We start from the raw sequence: 17,690 nt of genomic DNA, 5'->3' as shown, positions 1-17,690 counted from the left end.
TGTGGCTGAGTGTAGGTAATTAGTGCAGGATGCTGGCCTTGAACATATCCAGCGGTGGCTTGCCAGACGCCACCGAGGCATGGTGCATGGTGATGCGCCAGCCACGTGGCGTCTTGACATACACATTGGTAGCGAGGATATGTACATCCTGGCTGCTGTCACTGGGGCGCTGGAATTCTTCAACGATGCTGTGTACTGCCGTCAACATATTGTGAGTGGCATGCAATTGCAAAGGACGTATTTGCACACTGCCACGTTCGAAGATGGCTTCCCAGGAACTGCGGATGGCAGCATGGCCTATCAGCCTTGCTGCACCGGGGTGGATGCAGACTATCTCTTCATCCTCAGCCCACAGGGCCATCATGCCATCCAGATCGGCACGACTGAGTGCATCATAAAAGGCCGCCTCAACTTCGTCGGCACTGCCATTCAACTGTTTTTTAGCGGCCATGATGGATTGTGGAGGAGATTAGTGGGCTTTGAGCACAACGCCAGCCGCCAGCTTGTATTGCGTGCCGCAATAAGAACAAGTGGCCGAGCCGCCATGCGACAAATCCAGGTAAACCCGTGGGTGGGATGACCACAGCGGCATGGCCGGGTTAGGGCAGTGCGCAGGCAAATCCGTGGCTTGCAGTTCGACGATGTTATTGGTTGTGGCTGTGCTGGCTGTAGTGGACATGGGGACTCCGTAATTAAAATTGTTGCGGGAAGTGCGCGTGCCATGCTGGCGGCGCTGGATTACTTCCAAATTAGACATTGCCAACGGGATTTTAACGGATTCTGGGGTGGCTGGGGGTATTCGTGCTGGTGGCTGGTGGTGCTGTGTTCGGCATAGCTTGGCACAAATCGTAGGTTGGACCGGGCCTTGTTCGTGCGTAGGTTGGGCTACGCCTCATCAGCCCAACACTGGGCCGCTGCAAACGTATGCGGTATTTATCCGCCGAGTGTTGGGCTGATAAAACGTGGCCTAGCGAGGCCCGGCCCAACCTACGAAGTTAAGCAGCTGCAAGCTGCTTAGATGTCGTCGGCGCAAAGCATGCTTTGCGAAACCCCGACAACATCCCCTTGAAGAGGAGGGGACTTACACGGCATTTATGTTCGTATCTTATTTGCCAACTTGCTCACAAAATCCACCCTCACAGGCAAGCTTCCTGTTTCCCCGTTACAATAGTGCACTTTCCCGCTCTATCTACACTCTCATGTCATTTGAATCAGACAAGGCCGCGATCAAGGAAGGTTTGAGAGTAGGTGCACCCACCTGGTTTGGCATAGGTGCCTGGGGGATGGTGGTCGGCGTTGCCATGATCAAGGCTGGCCTGACACTGCCGCAAGCAATGGGCATGACCCTGCTGGTTTTTGCCGGATCAGCCCAACTCGCTTCACTCCCCCTGATCGCTGCACACGCCCCAGCCTGGGTGATTTTCGCGACAGCGCTGGTCGTGAATCTGCGGTTTTTGATATTTTCTGCCATCCTCGCCCCCCATTTTGCATACCTGCACTGGCGTACTCGCGCCTGGCTGGGTTTTATGACAGGCGACATTTCTGTCAGCCTGTTCATACAGCGTTACCCTGAATTTGTGGAGGAAAAAGGCAAGCTGGCCTATCTCAAATCCCTGGTCTTCCCGAATTGGGCAGCCTGGCAAACTGGCTCTATCATCGGCATTTTGCTCGGTAGCCAGGTGCCAAGCAGTTGGGGCCTGGGCTTTGCCGGAACCCTGGCCATCCTGTGCATCATGCTACCCCTGATCATCAACCGCGCCGCCTTTGCCGGTGTCGTCGTGGCAGGCATCGTGGCCCTGCTTGCGGTGAATCTGCCCTACAAACTCGGCCTCTTGCTGGCCGTGGTGCTGGGCATGGGTACGGCAATGATGCTGGAAGAATACCTGGACGGTAAAAAAGAAGCGGCCACTGACAAGAATAAAGAGGAGCAAGCATGAGCGACTGGGAAATCTGGCTGGTCATTGCCCTGTTGACCCTCGCCACCTTCATCGCCCGCAGCGGCTTCTGGCTGGTCGGCCACCACATCAGTCTGCCCAAGCGTGTACAGGAGGCCTTGCGCTACGCCCCGGCCTGCGCGCTGGCCGCCATCATCGTGCCTGATCTGTTGCTGACCAATGGCCAGGTCGAAGTGGGCCTGCAAAACCCGCGTCTGCTGGCGGGTTTGCTGGCAACAGCTTTCTTTTTGGTGCGACGAAATATGTTGCAGACGATATTTTTTGGGATGGCGGTGTTTACTTATATTCGGCTGGGCTTGTGATCTGGGACGAGAGCCTGGCCGTGAGCCAGGCATCGCAAGGATGGCCCATCGAAGCCTGGCTTGATAAAAAACTGTTCCCTTAGCTACGTCATTCCTGCGCAGGCAGGAATCCAGGGGCGTTCGTGGCAAGCTTTAGCATCGATTAATTTCAGATTCGCCGTGTTTTGAATGTTTCGATTTTAAATAAGATCACACCTGACTTGAGATTACAGGTTGACAGGTAGTCTTTACGCTCCATTATTTGCCAAACATCCCGGCATACCAATACCATGTCTTATCCTTCAGCCAGGTAAATCTGCTGCGCTCCGCGAGTATGGCAAGCGGTTTTAAATTGATTTGGTAGCGAGTCAATATGCCGATCAATTCAAGCAGAGAATCACGACCCAGCCCTCTCAGATCAAAATCGATGATGAGTGAGCGCCCAACGCCTTGTATCGATTTCAAGGCCGATATTTCTCTTAGCGCCATGAAAAAACGTGATTCGTCTTTTTCTGTATAGAATTTCGTTAGTTCAATTTGAAGCTTCATGGTCGACAGATCTTTTTTGATGAAAATGGGATTTTTAATTATTGCATTAATTCTGGCGGGACTTTATCGTGCGTAAACGTTGCCTTTACGCAGTTACATTTGCAGACATTTGATAAGCCAAAACTTGTGACGTTACGATCTTTGGATCAACTTATGCAATAGTTTGCCACGAACGCCGCTAGATTCCTGCCAAAAGCACGCAGGAATGACGTAGCTATAGGATTGGTTGTGCAAGTGCATAGAGGCTTCGGCGGTAGACACTCGTTTAATGCATATAATCAATAAGCGCATTTGACATGAGAAATTAGTCAAAATCCAACAAAAGCACGAATGTGCTAACAGCATCATCAAGCCACCATACCCAATCAAACCTCCCCACAATCCCCCAAGCCCAAGCAATTCCACTAAATAAATGCCAATTTATTATCGATTCCTGCATTAAACTCGCAAAACCCGCGCAAAACCGTATGGTCTGCAAGCTGGCTTTGGTAAAATAGCGGGCTGGGGACTTTTGCAATACTGGACTTATTTGGACATATCCACAGGGCTTACACAAGATTGTTCCAACCATGCACCAACATGGCGCGACAGCAGCTTTGTGTAAGTCTTGAAATATCCCGGCGTCGTGTTTTGTCAGGCTTTGTCGTGCGCTACTATGCGCGTTATCAAGGCTAGCCGAGACAGGGGCGCCACCCTTCAACCTTGCCAACTCCATATCACGATGCAATTCAACCGACTCAGTGACCTGATCGCAGCCAACCAGCTTCAGGGCAAACGTGTTTTCATCCGCGCCGATTTGAACGTTCCTCAGGACGATGACGGCAATATTACCGAAGATACCCGTATCCGCGCATCTGTCCCGGCGATACAACAGGCTTTGCAGGCAGGTGCGGCTGTGATGGTGACTTCGCATCTGGGTCGTCCTACCGAAGGTGAATTCAAGACGGAAGATACGCTGGCACCGGTTGCCAAGCGCTTGTCTGAATTGCTGGGCGTGAACGTAGAACTGAAGCAAAACTGGGTGGATGGTGTGGACGTAGCGCCAGGCCAGGTAGTCTTGCTGGAAAACTGCCGCGTCAACAAGGGCGAAAAGAAAAACGACGACGCACTGGCGCAAAAAATGGCTGCCCTGTGCGATGTGTATGTGAATGATGCCTTTGGCACTGCCCACCGCGCAGAAGCAACTACCCATGGTATCGCCAAGTTTGCCTCTGTCGCCTGCGCTGGCCCGCTGTTGTCTGCGGAGCTGGATGCTCTGGGCAAAGCGCTGGGTCAACCAGCACGCCCGCTGGTGGCGATTGTTGCCGGTTCCAAGGTATCGAGCAAACTGACTATTTTGAAATCGCTGGCAGACAAGGTGGATAACCTTATCGTCGGTGGTGGTATCGCCAATACCTTCATGCTGGCATCTGGCCTCAAGATCGGCAAGTCCCTGGCAGAAGCGGACCTGGTGGAAGAAGCCAAAGCCATCATTGACATGATGGCCAAGCGCGGTGCGTCGGTGCCTATCCCTACCGACGTAGTGTGCGCCAAAGAATTTTCACCAACTGCAGTGGCAACCGTCAAGGCAGTGGCAGATGTGCAGGACGACGACATGATCCTCGACATCGGCCCAACTACTGCTGCACTGCTGGCAGAACAGATCAAGAAAGCCGGCACCATAGTCTGGAACGGCCCGGTAGGCGTATTTGAATTCGACCAGTTCGGCAACGGCACCAAGGTACTGGCCCAGGCGATTGCCGATTCGGCAGGTTTCTCCATCGCTGGCGGTGGCGATACTTTGGCCGCAATTGCCAAGTACAACATCGCTGACAAGGTAGGTTATATCTCGACAGGCGGCGGCGCTTTCCTGGAATTCCTGGAAGGCAAAACCCTGCCAGCAGTAGAAATTTTGTTGCAACGCGCGGTAAAGTAAATTCAAGGTCAAGATCAAATTCAAGACCATTAACCACAGAGACACCGAGACACAGAGGAGACACAGAGAAAAGCAGATAAGCGTCCAGTCATTGGACCTTCGTTGCCTAAAAAGATTTTCTCTGTGACCCTCAGTGCCCCCTCTGTGTCTCTGTGGTGAGCTTTTCGGTCTTAATCAGTTTTCAGGTTTTATGTAATCAACATATAAAAAAATTTTCAGGAGACCAGATGTCACGTGCCACCAAGATTGTTGCCACCATAGGCCCAGCTTCCAATGACTTGCCTACGCTCAAGCGTATGATACAAGCCGGGGTGAATGTGGTCAGGTTGAATTTCTCGCATGGCAAGGCGCAGGATCATATAGACCGGGCCACGATGGTGCGCCAGGCAGCAGCAGAGTGTGGCCGCGAAATCGCCATCATGGCCGATTTGCAGGGCCCTAAAATCCGTATCGGCAAGTTTGAAAACTCCCGCATCCAGCTGGAAAACGGCGACAAGTTCATCCTCGATGCAGACTGCACCATGGGTACGCAAGAGCGTGTCGGCCTTGATTACAAAGCCCTGCCGCGCGATGTTAGAAACGGCGATTTGCTGTTGCTCAATGATGGCCTGATTGTGCTGGTAGTAGAAAAAATCATCGGCAATGAAATCCATACCATCACCAAGATTGGTGGCGAGCTGTCGAACAACAAGGGCATCAACCGCCAGGGCGGTGGCCTGACTGCACCGGCACTGACCGGCAAGGATATGGAAGACATCAAGACCGCCATGTCTTTCCAGGCGGATTACATCGCCGTGTCTTTCCCCAAAAATGCCACCGACATGGAAATGGCAAGGCAGTTGTCCAACATCGCCGGTGAGCCGTTTAATCACAAGCCGATGATGATCGCCAAGATCGAACGTGCAGAAGCCATCCCGCTATTGCAAGAAATTCTCGACGCATCGGACGGCATCATGGTCGCCCGTGGTGACCTGGCTGTTGAAGTCGGCAATGCTGCCGTACCTGCCCTGCAAAAACGCATGATCAAGATGGCGCGTGCCTCCAACAAGCTGGCTATTACTGCTACGCAGATGATGGAATCCATGATCGTCAACGCCGTGCCTACCCGTGCTGAAGTGTCAGACGTCGCCAATGCCGTGCTTGATGGTACAGACGCAGTCATGACATCGGCAGAAACCGCATCTGGCAAATACCCGATAGAAACCGTGGAAGCAATGTCCGCCATTTGCCTGGAAGCAGAAAAATTCCAGGAAAACAAACTGGATGCTGATTTCCTGAACCTGACCTTTACCCGTATCGACCAGTCCATCGCCTATGGTGCCTTGTTCACTGCCCACCACCTGGGCGTCAAGGCCATCGTCGCGCTGACCGAGTCTGGTTCTACTGTTTTATGGATGAGCCGCCACAGTGTTGATGTGCCTTTGTTTGCACTGACACCCAGCGTCGCTACCCAACGCAAAGCCGCCTTGTACCGCAATGTCCAGACCTTCAACCTGCCATACTCGTCTGACCGCGAAGTGGTGTTGAAATCTGCCGAAACCGTCTTGCTTAAAAACGGCGTCGTCCATCATGGTGACATGATCGTCGTCACCTGGGGTGAACCCATGGGGCAGGTTGGCGGGACCAATGCAATGAAAATTGTCAAGGTCGGCGAGAACTGATTTTTAATAAGCAATCTGGAGTTAATTATGCCACTCGTATCCATGCGTCAATTGCTGGACCACGCCGCCGAAAACGGTTACGGTCTGCCAGCTTTCAACGTCAACAACCTGGAGCAAGTCACCGCCATCATGCAGGCAGCCGATGAAGTTGGCGCGCCTGTCATCATGCAAGCGTCTGCCGGTGCCCGCAAATATGCTGGCGAAGCATTCTTGCGTCACCTGATCGAAGCGGCGGTAGAAGCTTACCCGCACATCCCCGTCGTCATGCACCAGGACCACGGCCAGTCGCCAGCGGTCTGCATGGCTGCGATCAAATCCGGCTTCACGTCCGTGATGATGGACGGCTCGCTGGAAGAAGACGGCAAGAGCGTTGCCAGCTATGAATACAATGTCGAAGTATCGCGTGAAGTGGTCAAGTTTGCCCACTCCATCGGCGTCACGGTAGAAGCAGAACTGGGTGTGCTCGGTTCACTGGAAACCATGATGGGCGATAAAGAAGACGGCCACGGTGCCGACGGCAAAATGACACGCGAACAATTGCTGACTGACGTGCAGCAAGCGGCTGACTTCGTCAAGCAAACCCAGTGCGATGCCTTGGCAATTGCCATCGGTACATCCCACGGTGCATACAAATTCTCCAGGAAGCCTACTGGCGACATCCTGGCGATAGACCGCATCAAGGAAATCCACCAGCGCATTCCTAACACCCATCTGGTGATGCACGGTTCTTCTTCCGTACCGCAAGAACTGCTGGACGAAATCCGCCAGTTCGGTGGCGACATGAAAGAAACCTATGGTGTGCCGGTGGAAGAAATCGTCATCGGTATTCAGAACGGCGTGCGCAAGATCAACATCGACACTGACATCCGTCTGGCGATGACAGGTGCGATTCGCCGTTACATGTTTGAAAACCCAGGCAAGTTTGATCCACGTGATTATTTGAAACCAGCACGCGAAGCTGCGAAACTGGTGTGCAAGGCACGTTATCTGTCATTTGGTTGCGAAGGCCAGGCTGGCAAGATCAAGCCTATGGCTTTGGAAAAAGTGGCAGAGCAGTACAAGAAAGGCGCTTTGGCGCAGATCGTCAATTAAGATTCAGTTTGTTTCCTCATTCCGGTGTGAACCGGAGTGGGGGAAGAAATGCAGGGTTTAGACAAAATTGGTGGTAGTAGCGGGATGATGTTTTGCTCCTTCCCCTTCAAGGGGAAGGTTGGGATGGGGATGGGGTTCTAGCGCAATTTGATTGAGCGTTAATCAACCGAAACCCATCCCCACCCTAACCCTCCCCTTGAAGGGGAGGGGATAGTCGAGCAATGTACCGTCTATGCGTATCGAAATTTTTTGATATTTGAAGCGCCTCACCAACAATTCTGTGTAAACCCTATCCAGATCGAAATAAAGAAATCCCTCATGACTACGCAAATCAATTCCACTCTTCATTCCCTGCCTTTGCTGGGCCGTGGCAAGGTACGTGACAATTATGCTGTCGGCGACGACAAGCTGCTCATCGTCACCAGTGACCGCCTGTCCGCATTCGACGTCATCATGAATGAACCCATTCCTGACAAAGGTCGCGTGCTGAACCAGATGGCGAATTTCTGGTTTGAAAAGCTGGGTCACATCGTGCCTAACCACCTGACTGGCGTCGCACCAGAATCCGTCGTGGCAGAAGATGAAGTGGCGCAAGTCAAAGGCCGTGCCGTCGTCGCCAAACGCCTGAAACCCATCATGGTAGAAGCCGTGGTACGTGGCTACATCATCGGTTCAGGCTGGAAAGATTACCAGGACACAGGCGCAATCTGCGGCATACAATTGCCAGCAGGCTTGCCACAGGCAGCCAAGTTGCCAGCACCTATCTTTACCCCCGCTGCCAAGGCCGAAATGGGCGAGCATGATGAAAACATCAGCTATGCAGAAACCGAGCAACGCATAGGCGCAGAGCTGGCCGCCAAGATCCGCGACATCAGCATACAGCTCTACACCGAAGCCGCAGAATACGCTGCCACCCGTGGCATCATCATCGCCGATACCAAGTTTGAATTTGGCCTCGACGACAATGGCGTGCTGCACCTGATGGATGAAGTGCTGACTGCCGATTCTTCCCGCTTCTGGCCTGCTGATTCGTATGCTACCGGCATTTCACCACCGTCTTTTGACAAGCAGTTCGTGCGTGATTATCTGGAAACCATCACCAGCTGGAAAAAGACAGCACCAGCCCCAGCCCTGCCAGATGAAGTCGTGCAAAAAACTGCCGCCAAATACCGCGAAGCACTGGAACGCCTGACTGGCGAAAGCCTGAAGGACTGATGATGACTACAGATAAAATTGTTGTCGGTGTCGTCATGGGTTCATCCTCAGACTGGGACGTCATGCAAAACGCCGTCGCCATCCTCAAGGAATTTGGCATAGGCTTTGAAGCCAAGGTCGTTTCTGCCCACCGCATGCCTGACGAAATGTTCGCCTATGCAGAAACCGCCCGCGAGCGCGGCCTGCGCGCCATCATCGCCGGTGCTGGCGGTGCAGCCCACCTGCCAGGCATGATCGCTGCCAAGACCATCGTGCCAGTACTGGGTGTGCCCGTGCCATCCAAATACCTGCGCGGCGAAGATTCATTGCTATCCATCGTGCAAATGCCCAAAGGCATACCGGTAGCGACCTTTGCGATAGGTGAGGCAGGTGCTGCAAACGCCGCCTTGGCCGCGATTGCGATATTGGCGACGACCGATGATGCATTGGCGGCGAGGTTGATCGAGTTCCGCGAAAAACAAACGCAAGTTGCACGCGATATGGTGTTGCCGGTTTGAGTGTATGTAGGTTGGAATAATTTCGTAGGTTAGGTTAGCTTCGTAGGTTGGGCTGACCTTGTAGGTTGGGCTACGTCTTATCAGCCCAACACTCGGCGTTTGAATCACGTATACGTTTGTTGAGGCCCAGTGTTGGGCTGGTGAAGCGTAGCCCAACCTACGATACAGCCCAACCTACGGCCCGGCCCAACCTACGGCTCAACGAGCACGAACAAATTCACCTAAATATCCGTATCTCATTTGATTTGTACTATTGTGTACAAACGATTCCTAGTTTGAAATCACTACCATGACCACTCATCCACAGCCCGCACAGCCCCGCCAGCCATTGTTACCCAACACCCCAGCCAGTTGCCTCGGCATCATGGGTGGTGGCCAACTGGGCCGCATGTTTGCCCAGGCGGCGCAAGCCATGGGTTATCAGGTAGCCGTGCTGGAACCTGAAGCAGGCTGCCCAGCTGCCCAAGTAACAGGACAGCATATCCAGGCTGGCTATGAAAACCACCCCGGCCTGATGGCACTGGCCAAGCTCAGCAAAGCCGTCACTACAGAATTTGAAAACGTCCCGGCAGAAAGCCTGAAGCTGCTGGCGCAAACCAGTTTCGTCGCACCAGCTGCTGCCTGCGTCTCCATCGCGCAAGACCGCATCGCAGAAAAAAACTTCTTCACCCGCTGTGGTACGACTACCAGCGTTTATCCGGCACCGCACCTGGCCATCAGTAGCCAGGACGATGTGGCCAAAGTCAGCGATGATCTCTTGCCCGGCATTTTGAAAACCGTACGCATGGGTTATGACGGCAAAGGCCAGGTACGTGTGCGTGATCGTGCCGAACTCGCCGTCGCTTTCGCTGGCATGAACGGCCAGGTCTGCGTGCTGGAAAAAATGCTGCCACTAGCCTACGAAGTGTCCGTCCTCGTCGCCCGTGGTGTCGATGGTGAAGCGGTGGTATATCCAATCGCAGAAAACGTCCACCGCGATGGCATCCTGTTCACCACCATTGCTCCCAGCACCCATGTGTCGGCAGATGTCGCCAGCAAGGCGCAAGCAGCGGCTCTGCACATCATTGCAGAGATGGGCTATGTCGGTGTGTTGTGCATAGAATTTTTTGTGCTCAAGGATGGCAGCCTGGTCGTCAATGAAATGGCACCGCGCCCGCACAATAGCGGCCATTACACGATTGATGCCTGCGTCACCAGCCAGTTCCAGCAGCAGGTCAGGGCACTCGCACAATTGCCCCTGGGCGACGTGCGCCAGCATTCGCCAGCCGCCATGCTCAATATCCTTGGTGATGTCTGGTATGAAGGCGACACCGACACCATGCGCGAGCCCGCATGGGACAAGGTGCTGGCCATCCCCGGCGCACACCTGCACCTGTACGGCAAGGCAGAAGCCCGCCGCGCCCGCAAGATGGGGCACATCACCTTTATCTCACCGACGATGGCTGAGGCACAGGACAATCTCGGCAAAGCCTGCTCCATCCTTGGCATAGCAGCACCGGAGTGGGCATGAAGTCACAAGTCATTACACCTGAGGCAATCGCACAAGCAGCACAAGCACTGGAGAGCGGCCAACTGGTCGCCTTCCCGACCGAGACCGTCTATGGTCTGGGTGCAGATGCAGAAAACCCTGCCGCCGTCGCCAATATCTATGCCGCCAAGGGCAGGCCATCGAATCACCCTGTCATCGTCCACGTCGCCCCCGGTGCTGACATCCGCTACTGGGCCAAGGACATCCCGGCAGAAGCGCACCAGCTCATCGCAGCCTTCTGGCCCGGCCCGCTGACCCTGATTTTGAAACGTGCCAACCATATCCCCGATGCCGTCTCAGGCGGGCAAGACACGGTAGGCATACGCTGCCCATCACACCCAGTAGCACAAGAACTCTTGCGCGCCTTCAAGGCAGGCAAGGGCGGCGTGGCGGCACCATCGGCCAATAAATTCGGCCACGTCAGCCCGACCACGGCAGCGCACGTAGAAGAAGAATTCGAGCAAGAGATACAACCCGGCGGCCTCATCGCCAGCATACTAGACGGTGGCCAGAGCGATGTCGGCATAGAGTCAACAATAGTCGATCTCAGCCGCCTCGCCACTCATGGCCCCGTGCTGCTGCGCCCCGGGCACATCACCGTCGCTCAAATGGCCGCCGTACTGGGCACCACACCAGCAGCGCCAGACGCCGCCGCCCCCCGCGCATCCGGCACGCTGGACGCCCATTACGCACCGCACACACCAGTGATTTTGGTAGAAGCTGCAGAGCTGGACGACACAGTGAATCGCCTGCACGCCAAAAACAAAAAACTCGCCCTCATGAGCTACCAGGCCCACCCCGCCATCCAGGCAGAAGCCTGGCGCCACCTGCCCGCCGACCCGGTCGGTTATGCCCACGACCTGTACGCAGGCTTGCGTGAGCTTGATCATGCCCACGCAGATTTAATTTTGGTGGAAGCTTTGCCACAAGACAAAGACTGGCAAGGCGTGAATGACCGCTTGCGCCGTGCGGCGTTTGATTCGCGTGATATTTTGAAAGCTTTGCTTGACAATGACTGATCAGAAAAAAGCCAGCCAGCTAGCCCAGGAAGGCCTGGCTCATTGGGGAAAATCAGAGCTGGAACTGGCAGCACAAAAAACAGAAGAAGCAATCGCTCTTGCGGAGCCAAATCATTGCGCTGCGCCTGATTATCATGGCCAGTTGGCGGGCATCTATGCGCAGGCAGGCAAGAACGATAAAGCCAGGCTCCACTACGAACAAGCGCTACTCCTTCAATTGCAGGCTGGTGAAACAGAGGGTGGTATCACCATCATCACCAGCAGGTATTTCCTGGCAATGCATTTGCTGGAAATGAATCTCGCAAACGAAGCCCTGGATGCGCTACAGCCTGCTTTGCAAGCCGCCCCTACCCACTGGTTGAATTGCAATGCCCATGCCCACATCTTGCACGCATTGGGCAGATTTGCAGAAGCAAAACAGGCAGCGCAATTGGCCATTGAACATGCACCTTCGGTGGAAAAGGCTGAGCAGTTGGCGGGGAATCTGAAAGCTGTGCTTTCTGAGGTTTGAACTTCAAAGCAAATATTCAGTACCTAGGTAGATACACAGACAACGTGTGATGAATACCGCTTATCAGTTCGTAAAATAAAATAGGAATTGTATGTATGCCGATCTGGAGCATAGATGGAGAAGCCCTACCAGCGAGGCTATGCATGCACTTGCCAAACAACTTGGTTTAGCGCCGCCACCCCTGGCTTACGATTGGCATTATGCTGTAGCTGACTCTGCCAGAATTGAAGATTTTGTTGTTGCGTATGAAAATTTGTCATTAAGTGACGACGAAAAATTCACTTTGATGGAAGTGATACTCAACTCTGTCATCGATGCTGCAGATACGGCTATTCTGGAAAGTCATCTATGGAAAAATATATTGCTTTTGATAGAAAATAACATAGCACTGCACATCTATTCGGTTTGGTACTACTCAAGTGTGGAGCAAGAAAATATTGAAGATGCCTGGTGCATCGCCCCGTGGATGCGCAAGATACTGTTGCGGCATCAAGAGCAGTTTGCACAGCCCATGTAGGCACGATCAGTTCCGCGTAATCACACATACATCAATAAAAAATTTCACTGGGTCTTTTTCGCTCACCCCACAAATAAATCATCTATGTTCGACTCCTTCAAGCAATTTATCTATGTCCGGATTTCTCCTGATCTCCTAAGCGTGAAGAATATCAAATCTGGAGAGTGCATTTCAGAAGTACCTGAACTGGCGATCAGTGCGCCACCTGATCAAAAGATACTGGGTGTTGGCGCTGCGGCGCGGTCTTCAGCAGTGGGGCAGGCCGGTGCCGTTGTGCTTAATCCCTTTGCTCATCCTCGCTCACTTGTATCTGATTTTACCGTGGCACAGCAACTCATCAAGGCCTTTGTTACGCGCGTCAAGTCCAGCTCTGCCATGACTATGAATCCCATCATCATCTTCCATCCACTCGGCAATCCTGATGGCAGTTTTACCCAGGTAGAGGGGCGGGCATTTCGTGAATTGGGGTTTGGGGCTGGCGCATACAAAGTCATACTCTGGTACGGAGGCGAGCTGACTGATCAGGAAATACTGTCCGGCCAATATCCTTCCCATGGGCGTGTTATTGAGTGATGCAATTGGTGCTTCAGGTAGATACGATGACGTTTCACTAATCGTAGTTAGGTGAACTGCAACCTGTATTTCGCCAGGCTGGCAATCACAAGAGCCAGCAGCGCTACGCCATCCACCATGACGACGCGGCCTATGGCGGCGTTATATCCGCCGACGATAATCGCAATTGCCAGGAACGAGACTACGCTGACCAGCCCGGTACTCAGAGCGAGCCACTGCAATTCGGATTTTGCTGTTGCCAACAACATGAATACGCCAGACAAACCGAACAACACAGCCCGGTGGCGCAGCAAGATTTCTGCATCAGGCCCGTCGATGCTGATCCCTTACAAGGCAGCAAGCTGCGCCTGCCCCAGGCAACCGGCAACAGGTACCAGATGCACCAGTCCTGCCACAAGCAGACCAGCTGAAACAACATAAGAAAGTGAAAAAGTCATGACGCTGCCCTCTGGAAAGTAGCAGCGATCATAAATGCATCACAAGATTTGGCAATTACCTGAAAGGTAAAGTCACAGCTGAAAATTGTTAGTCCGCGTAGACAATTACGCTCTAATCGTATCTGCGCTTGCTATTTGGCGGAAAAAAGTTGCGGCAGTTTTTGTGCCCGAAATGCATCGACAACAAAATCGACAAAGGCGCGCGTCTTCGCAGGTAACAGTTTCTGACTGGTGAAATACAAGGAGATCGCCCCGACATCGCCATACCAATTTGGTAGCAACCGTACCAGTGCGCCAGTTTCCAGATGGGGTGCAGCTTGCGGGACTGGTATCAACCCAACGCCAAGGCCCAGCAGCACGGCACGACTGAGGGCATCAGGATCGTTGACCAGCATTATTGGTTGCTGTTTTGCAGTGACTTCGACGCCGACGCTATTACGCATGATCTGCGTCCGCATACGACCAGTCAATGGAGAACGTATGACAACATTGGGGAACCCGGCAAGTTCAGATGGATCTTTCGGCCGGCGCTTGCCCTGCAATAGCGCCGGCGATGCCACCGCAATCAAATGTATTTGCGCCAGTTCGCGTGCCACCATACCCGGCGGCAACTCAAAACCAGCGCCTATCGCCGCATCAAAGCCGCCTGCGATCAGATCCAGTGGGCGACTATCGAAAACCCAATCAGGGGTCACGCCCGGATATCGCTCGAGAAACGCTGGCATAAGAGGTAACAGATAATCCATGCCAAATCCCGGTGCAGCACTCAGCTTCAATACGCCTGCCGGTTGCCCGGCATTGACCTTGATGTCCGCAATTGCTCCCTGGATGCTGTCGAGACCACTCTGAACTGATTGCAGAAAACGTTCGCCCGCCTCAGTGAGTGTCAGGCCACGCGTGTTGCGCAAGAAGAGTCGCACGCCAAGGTTGCGTTCTAAAAGCGCAACGTTCCGACTCACTGCTGCTGGCGTCAAGCCCAGTCGACGTGCCGCAGCAGAGAAGCTACCGCACTCCGCACTGCGGACGAAGGACTCCAGATTGGCGAGAGTTTCCACGATTTTACTTTCAAGTAATGATTGAAGCAGATTATAGCTGATTGCTACTAACGCTATAAACAGCCTGGTACTAAAATTCAACTTGGCAAACAATTCATTCACTTAACTCTAAAGGAAATATCATGACTATCGGCATCATTGGCTCGGGCGCCCTCGGCTCCAACTTCGCTCGCATTCTCGCAAAGCAAGGCGTTTCTGCCACCATATCCAACAGCCGCGGACCGGCCTCGCTGGCTGATCTGGTCAAAGAGCTAGGGCCGTCCATCAAGGCTGGCACAGTAGAAGAGGCAGCAAGCGCCGACATGGTGCTGGTTGCGGTTCGCTGGGTCGATGCGGCGAAAGTGCTGGGCAGCCTGCCAGCGTGGAACGGTCGCATTGTGATCGACGGCACCAATCCGGTGGAGTTCTTCGATCCTGCTACATCGCCAGATGCGAACGACCCAAGCAATCCGCTCGCAGCTTATGGAATCAAGGCGGTCAATCTTGGTGAAAAGCACTCTAGTCAAGTCATCCAGCAATTGGTTCCTGGTGCACGCGTCGTCAAGGCATTCAACCACAACGATGTCAATGTGCTGAAGGAGCCTGAGGTGGCAGGTGGCAAGCGCGTATTGTTCTATTCAGGTGACGACGCCAGCGCAAAGGCAGAGGTGCGGGGGGTGATGGAAGCCGCAGGCTTCTTCCCAGTTGACCTTGGTGTGCTCGATGTCGGTGGGCCGCTCGCTTCGCTGCCCTTCGGCCCGTTGTCGACACATAACTTCATCCGCAACTAATCGAGATCGTATGCTCACCCGGCAGACGCTGTCAGTCACTGCTGGTGAGCGAAGCGACGCTTATGAAGCAGCACTTGGTCACAGCCGTTTTAAGCCCGTGTAGGTGCGATTAGAGCGTAATCGTACGCACGTCAATTTATTTTGGACATTCAAGTTCAGAATCTGGCCTGCTGTGCCAGAGACTCATTTACTAATTTCCATCATGCATGCCACAAAGCAACATTTGATCAAGAATATTTAATTAACATTTTTTATTGCCAAAATAATTCCAATTCTGTTGTCTTTAATTTAATATCTATTCAATAACAACTCTAAATATAAAGGGTTCCCATGAGTGATGATAATGAATTTGAAAAAAAGAAATTGGAATATTCGGCAGCGCAAGAAATGCTTCGCCATTACGATTCTTTAAGTTGGCAAATCGGAAGCATTTTGATTGCAGCCGTATTTCTTTTGACAGGACTTGTTCTGCGCAAAGAGGCTATTGATCTTATCCAGAGCAAGGAATTTTATAGCTTTGCCATTGTTGTTGGACTCCCTGTCTTCTCACTATTTGTTTTACTTTGTTGGCTGCTTTGGTATTTACGATGTCGTCATCTATACAATTTGCGAAGTGAAACACTGCATAGACTTGAAATTGAACTTGGTTTTTACCACCACCTGCTTGCAGTTGAAGGGCACAGCAAAGTAGGTGATAGTAAAGACAGTAACGGGCGACTTGAAACCGCAAAGAAAAATGCGGGTTACGCAGAAGATCATTTTTACCCATTGATTAAGGTTGACTTGTCGCCTATCTCTGGCCTTGCAATAGTAAAGATTTTCGTATGGGGAATTCCTTTCCTTCAACTCTTACTTTTTTTAGCGATTAAATTTGCTCCATCGATCAATGCGACGGTGCCTTAGCGCGTAGATACGATTACGTTAGTGTTATGTGTGAATTTTGCAGCGAATGGCCATATCCAAGATTTATAATTTTGTCATTTCTACATAATTTATGCTCCGATCAAAATATAAAATCACACGAGGTAGAAAAAATGAAACTTACTCAAGCGATCGATGAAGTAGTGAATAGCTCAAATAAGCCACTAACTCCGCAAGAAATCAAGGATATTATTAAGCAACGATTTCCTGAACTCTATGGAACTGATAAAGCAAAAGACAATGTTGCTAGAGGCAATTACAGTAACTTAGATCATGCACTTCTTGCGCCTATATACGGCTATGTTAAAAAGAGTGATAAGTATTCAATTGATAACTCAGTAAAGCCATATACGATCTCACTCATCGATAATTCGGAAGCGGCTGACTCACTTCAAGATGAGAGTTTACCTGACGATTTGCTCCAGGATTTAGGAGTCGTATATATTTTGTCCAGTGGCGTATTTACGGCGGAAGGCAAGAGAATTATCAAAATCGGATTTACTACACAGGAATTGGAGACACGAATTAATCAATTGTATACAACCGGATCTCCTTTCAAATTTGAGGAAATTAAATCCTATAAAGTCAGAAATTATGTTGAATTGGAGCAATCACTTCATAAGCTTCTTGCACCTTACAGACTGAGCAATGCGAGAGAATTTTTTAGTGAAGACGCAATCGAATTTATTGATCAAATTGTCGATATACATCTTCGTGTACTGAACACTTCAGGTCAATAAAATAATATGAATACTAGGTGTTCAGTTTAGTGTTAACTGTATCGATAATTTTATTCAATCATCGGTGCATTGCCGCGCAGCCTATAAATTCCCCAACCCATAGCGTAGCTTGCTGGATGTAGCCAGTGTAGGTACGATTAGCGCAAGCGTAATCGTACGCATGTCAATTAATTTCAGGCGTTTCGATAAGAGGTTTGCTATGTCAGCGTCAATTCAAAAAAATAGCCCGCACTTCACTTAAGAAAAAAATAAACCGGCTTTGGTGGTGGCTTTGAGTTATCTGTAGTTTCACGCCACTGTATGCGTACGATTACGTTGCACTAATCGTACCTTGTATTATGACGCTTCCGGTAGTTAGTTAATATAATTACCAACAAGTTCTTGGTAGGCATATCAAGATCGAGTGACTGGATGCCGCATCGTACCTTTGGTTTGAAACCTGCAACGTAGATTT

The 17,690-nt window shown here is 51.8% G+C and carries 20 protein-coding genes; 15 read left to right on the top strand and 5 right to left on the bottom strand.

Annotated features, from left to right (window positions below):
- Positions 1–19 precede the first annotated feature (19 nt).
- A complete protein-coding gene (locus ACO0LD_RS30435) occupies positions 20–451 on the bottom strand; it encodes a YybH family protein (RefSeq protein WP_423013048.1) in 432 nt (143 codons plus the stop codon).
- A gap of 18 nt (positions 452–469) precedes the next feature.
- The gene (locus ACO0LD_RS30430; protein WP_423013046.1) at positions 470–679 is read right to left on the bottom strand and encodes a zinc-finger domain-containing protein; all 210 of its coding nucleotides are present in this window, start codon (positions 677–679) and stop codon (positions 470–472) included.
- A 520-nt stretch (positions 680–1,199) separates the two neighbouring features.
- Between ACO0LD_RS30430 and ACO0LD_RS30425 the strand changes: the two genes are divergently transcribed.
- Together ACO0LD_RS30425 and ACO0LD_RS30420 are read left to right on the top strand one after the other, a co-directional pair.
- The gene (locus ACO0LD_RS30425; RefSeq protein WP_423013044.1) at positions 1,200–1,937 is read left to right on the top strand and encodes an AzlC family ABC transporter permease; all 738 of its coding nucleotides are present in this window, start codon (positions 1,200–1,202) and stop codon (positions 1,935–1,937) included.
- On the top strand, positions 1,934–2,257 hold the full coding sequence (locus tag ACO0LD_RS30420) for an AzlD domain-containing protein (protein ID WP_423013042.1): 324 nt from the start codon (positions 1,934–1,936) through the stop codon (positions 2,255–2,257). Before ACO0LD_RS30425 ends, ACO0LD_RS30420 begins: the two co-directional genes overlap by 4 nt.
- Positions 2,258–2,494: 237 nt before the next feature.
- Here the strand turns inward: ACO0LD_RS30420 and ACO0LD_RS30415 are convergent, their stop codons facing one another.
- Complete coding sequence (locus ACO0LD_RS30415) at positions 2,495–2,785, bottom strand: hypothetical protein (RefSeq protein ID WP_423013040.1); 291 nt, start codon at positions 2,783–2,785, stop codon at positions 2,495–2,497.
- A 721-nt stretch (positions 2,786–3,506) separates the two neighbouring features.
- Here ACO0LD_RS30415 and ACO0LD_RS30410 point away from each other — a divergent pair.
- The 10 genes from ACO0LD_RS30410 to ACO0LD_RS30365 all read left to right on the top strand — a co-directional run bounded on the left by ACO0LD_RS30410 (position 3,507) and on the right by ACO0LD_RS30365 (position 13,313).
- Positions 3,507–4,700, top strand: coding sequence for a phosphoglycerate kinase (locus ACO0LD_RS30410; RefSeq protein ID WP_423013038.1), 1,194 nt, complete (start codon positions 3,507–3,509; stop codon positions 4,698–4,700).
- 227 nt (positions 4,701–4,927) lie between these two features.
- Positions 4,928–6,361 carry a pyruvate kinase gene (gene pyk / locus ACO0LD_RS30405; RefSeq protein WP_423013036.1) on the top strand — a complete coding sequence of 478 codons (1,434 nt, stop codon included), beginning with the start codon at positions 4,928–4,930 and terminating at the stop codon, positions 6,359–6,361.
- Between the two features lie 27 nt (positions 6,362–6,388).
- Positions 6,389–7,453: a class II fructose-bisphosphate aldolase gene (fba, locus tag ACO0LD_RS30400; protein ID WP_423013034.1), complete on the top strand. Its 1,065-nt coding sequence runs from the start codon at positions 6,389–6,391 to the stop codon at positions 7,451–7,453.
- 318 nt (positions 7,454–7,771) lie between these two features.
- A complete protein-coding gene (locus ACO0LD_RS30395) occupies positions 7,772–8,668 on the top strand; it encodes a phosphoribosylaminoimidazolesuccinocarboxamide synthase (RefSeq protein ID WP_423013032.1) in 897 nt (298 codons plus the stop codon).
- Positions 8,668–9,165: a 5-(carboxyamino)imidazole ribonucleotide mutase gene (gene purE / locus ACO0LD_RS30390; RefSeq protein ID WP_423013030.1), complete on the top strand. Its 498-nt coding sequence runs from the start codon at positions 8,668–8,670 to the stop codon at positions 9,163–9,165. The genes ACO0LD_RS30395 and purE overlap by 1 nt, the downstream gene beginning before the upstream one ends.
- Before the next feature lie 289 nt (positions 9,166–9,454).
- Entirely contained in the window at positions 9,455–10,675 is a 1,221-nt protein-coding gene (locus tag ACO0LD_RS30385) for a 5-(carboxyamino)imidazole ribonucleotide synthase (protein WP_423013028.1), read from the top strand.
- Positions 10,672–11,712, top strand: a complete 1,041-nt coding sequence (locus ACO0LD_RS30380; protein WP_423013026.1) for an L-threonylcarbamoyladenylate synthase — start codon at positions 10,672–10,674, stop codon at positions 11,710–11,712. The genes ACO0LD_RS30385 and ACO0LD_RS30380 overlap by 4 nt, the downstream gene beginning before the upstream one ends.
- Positions 11,705–12,223, top strand: a complete 519-nt coding sequence (locus ACO0LD_RS30375) for a hypothetical protein (RefSeq protein WP_423013024.1) — start codon at positions 11,705–11,707, stop codon at positions 12,221–12,223. The genes ACO0LD_RS30380 and ACO0LD_RS30375 overlap by 8 nt, the downstream gene beginning before the upstream one ends.
- Positions 12,224–12,314: 91 nt before the next feature.
- Positions 12,315–12,740, top strand: a complete 426-nt coding sequence (locus ACO0LD_RS30370; RefSeq protein WP_423013022.1) for a hypothetical protein — start codon at positions 12,315–12,317, stop codon at positions 12,738–12,740.
- Positions 12,741–12,824: 84 nt separating this feature from the next.
- Complete coding sequence (locus ACO0LD_RS30365) at positions 12,825–13,313, top strand: rod shape-determining protein (protein ID WP_423013020.1); 489 nt, start codon at positions 12,825–12,827, stop codon at positions 13,311–13,313.
- Between the two features lie 47 nt (positions 13,314–13,360).
- Here the strand turns inward: ACO0LD_RS30365 and ACO0LD_RS30360 are convergent, their stop codons facing one another.
- Both ACO0LD_RS30360 and ACO0LD_RS30355 read right to left on the bottom strand, forming a co-directional pair.
- On the bottom strand, positions 13,361–13,606 hold the full coding sequence (locus ACO0LD_RS30360; RefSeq protein WP_423013018.1) for a hypothetical protein: 246 nt from the start codon (positions 13,604–13,606) through the stop codon (positions 13,361–13,363).
- Positions 13,607–13,881: 275 nt separating this feature from the next.
- The gene (locus ACO0LD_RS30355) at positions 13,882–14,805 is read right to left on the bottom strand and encodes a LysR family transcriptional regulator (protein ID WP_423013016.1); all 924 of its coding nucleotides are present in this window, start codon (positions 14,803–14,805) and stop codon (positions 13,882–13,884) included.
- A 122-nt stretch (positions 14,806–14,927) separates the two neighbouring features.
- Here ACO0LD_RS30355 and ACO0LD_RS30350 point away from each other — a divergent pair, with 122 nt between their 5' ends.
- From ACO0LD_RS30350 to ACO0LD_RS30340, 3 genes are all read left to right on the top strand, one after another.
- Complete coding sequence (locus tag ACO0LD_RS30350) at positions 14,928–15,575, top strand: NADPH-dependent F420 reductase (protein WP_423013014.1); 648 nt, start codon at positions 14,928–14,930, stop codon at positions 15,573–15,575.
- Between the two features lie 330 nt (positions 15,576–15,905).
- Entirely contained in the window at positions 15,906–16,478 is a 573-nt protein-coding gene (locus tag ACO0LD_RS30345) for a hypothetical protein (protein WP_423013012.1), read from the top strand.
- Positions 16,479–16,609: 131 nt separating this feature from the next.
- Positions 16,610–17,236 (top strand): GIY-YIG nuclease family protein, encoded by a 627-nt coding sequence (locus ACO0LD_RS30340; protein WP_423013010.1) that lies wholly within the window; start codon positions 16,610–16,612, stop codon positions 17,234–17,236.
- The last annotated feature ends 454 nt before the right edge of the window (positions 17,237–17,690 follow it).

Origin of the sequence: Undibacterium sp. Ji83W (assembly GCF_049340385.1) — a bacterium.
Classification (GTDB): domain Bacteria; phylum Pseudomonadota; class Gammaproteobacteria; order Burkholderiales; family Burkholderiaceae_D; genus Undibacterium.
Note: the sequence above shows the minus strand (reverse complement) of the source record. Positions and strands in the feature narration are given on the sequence as shown.

Excerpts from the sequence above, each read along its gene's own strand:
- ACO0LD_RS30395 (WP_423013032.1), top strand. The coding sequence starts at position 7,772 with ATGACTACGCAAATCAATTCCACTCTTCATTCCCTGCCTTTGCTGGGC.
- ACO0LD_RS30415 (WP_423013040.1), bottom strand. The coding sequence starts at position 2,785 with ATGAAGCTTCAAATTGAACTAACGAAATTCTATACAGAAAAAGACGAA.
- ACO0LD_RS30375 (WP_423013024.1), top strand. The coding sequence starts at position 11,705 with ATGACTGATCAGAAAAAAGCCAGCCAGCTAGCCCAGGAAGGCCTGGCT.
- ACO0LD_RS30385 (WP_423013028.1), top strand. The coding sequence starts at position 9,455 with ATGACCACTCATCCACAGCCCGCACAGCCCCGCCAGCCATTGTTACCC.
- ACO0LD_RS30410 (WP_423013038.1), top strand. The coding sequence starts at position 3,507 with ATGCAATTCAACCGACTCAGTGACCTGATCGCAGCCAACCAGCTTCAG.
- ACO0LD_RS30370 (WP_423013022.1), top strand. The coding sequence starts at position 12,315 with ATGTATGCCGATCTGGAGCATAGATGGAGAAGCCCTACCAGCGAGGCT.
- ACO0LD_RS30365 (WP_423013020.1), top strand. The coding sequence starts at position 12,825 with ATGTTCGACTCCTTCAAGCAATTTATCTATGTCCGGATTTCTCCTGAT.
- pyk (WP_423013036.1), top strand. The coding sequence starts at position 4,928 with ATGTCACGTGCCACCAAGATTGTTGCCACCATAGGCCCAGCTTCCAAT.
- ACO0LD_RS30340 (WP_423013010.1), top strand. The coding sequence starts at position 16,610 with ATGAAACTTACTCAAGCGATCGATGAAGTAGTGAATAGCTCAAATAAG.
- ACO0LD_RS30420 (WP_423013042.1), top strand. The coding sequence starts at position 1,934 with ATGAGCGACTGGGAAATCTGGCTGGTCATTGCCCTGTTGACCCTCGCC.
- ACO0LD_RS30425 (WP_423013044.1), top strand. The coding sequence starts at position 1,200 with ATGTCATTTGAATCAGACAAGGCCGCGATCAAGGAAGGTTTGAGAGTA.
- fba (WP_423013034.1), top strand. The coding sequence starts at position 6,389 with ATGCCACTCGTATCCATGCGTCAATTGCTGGACCACGCCGCCGAAAAC.
- ACO0LD_RS30380 (WP_423013026.1), top strand. The coding sequence starts at position 10,672 with ATGAAGTCACAAGTCATTACACCTGAGGCAATCGCACAAGCAGCACAA.
- ACO0LD_RS30430 (WP_423013046.1), bottom strand. The coding sequence starts at position 679 with ATGTCCACTACAGCCAGCACAGCCACAACCAATAACATCGTCGAACTG.
- ACO0LD_RS30350 (WP_423013014.1), top strand. The coding sequence starts at position 14,928 with ATGACTATCGGCATCATTGGCTCGGGCGCCCTCGGCTCCAACTTCGCT.
- purE (WP_423013030.1), top strand. The coding sequence starts at position 8,668 with ATGATGACTACAGATAAAATTGTTGTCGGTGTCGTCATGGGTTCATCC.
- ACO0LD_RS30435 (WP_423013048.1), bottom strand. The coding sequence starts at position 451 with ATGGCCGCTAAAAAACAGTTGAATGGCAGTGCCGACGAAGTTGAGGCG.
- ACO0LD_RS30345 (WP_423013012.1), top strand. The coding sequence starts at position 15,906 with ATGAGTGATGATAATGAATTTGAAAAAAAGAAATTGGAATATTCGGCA.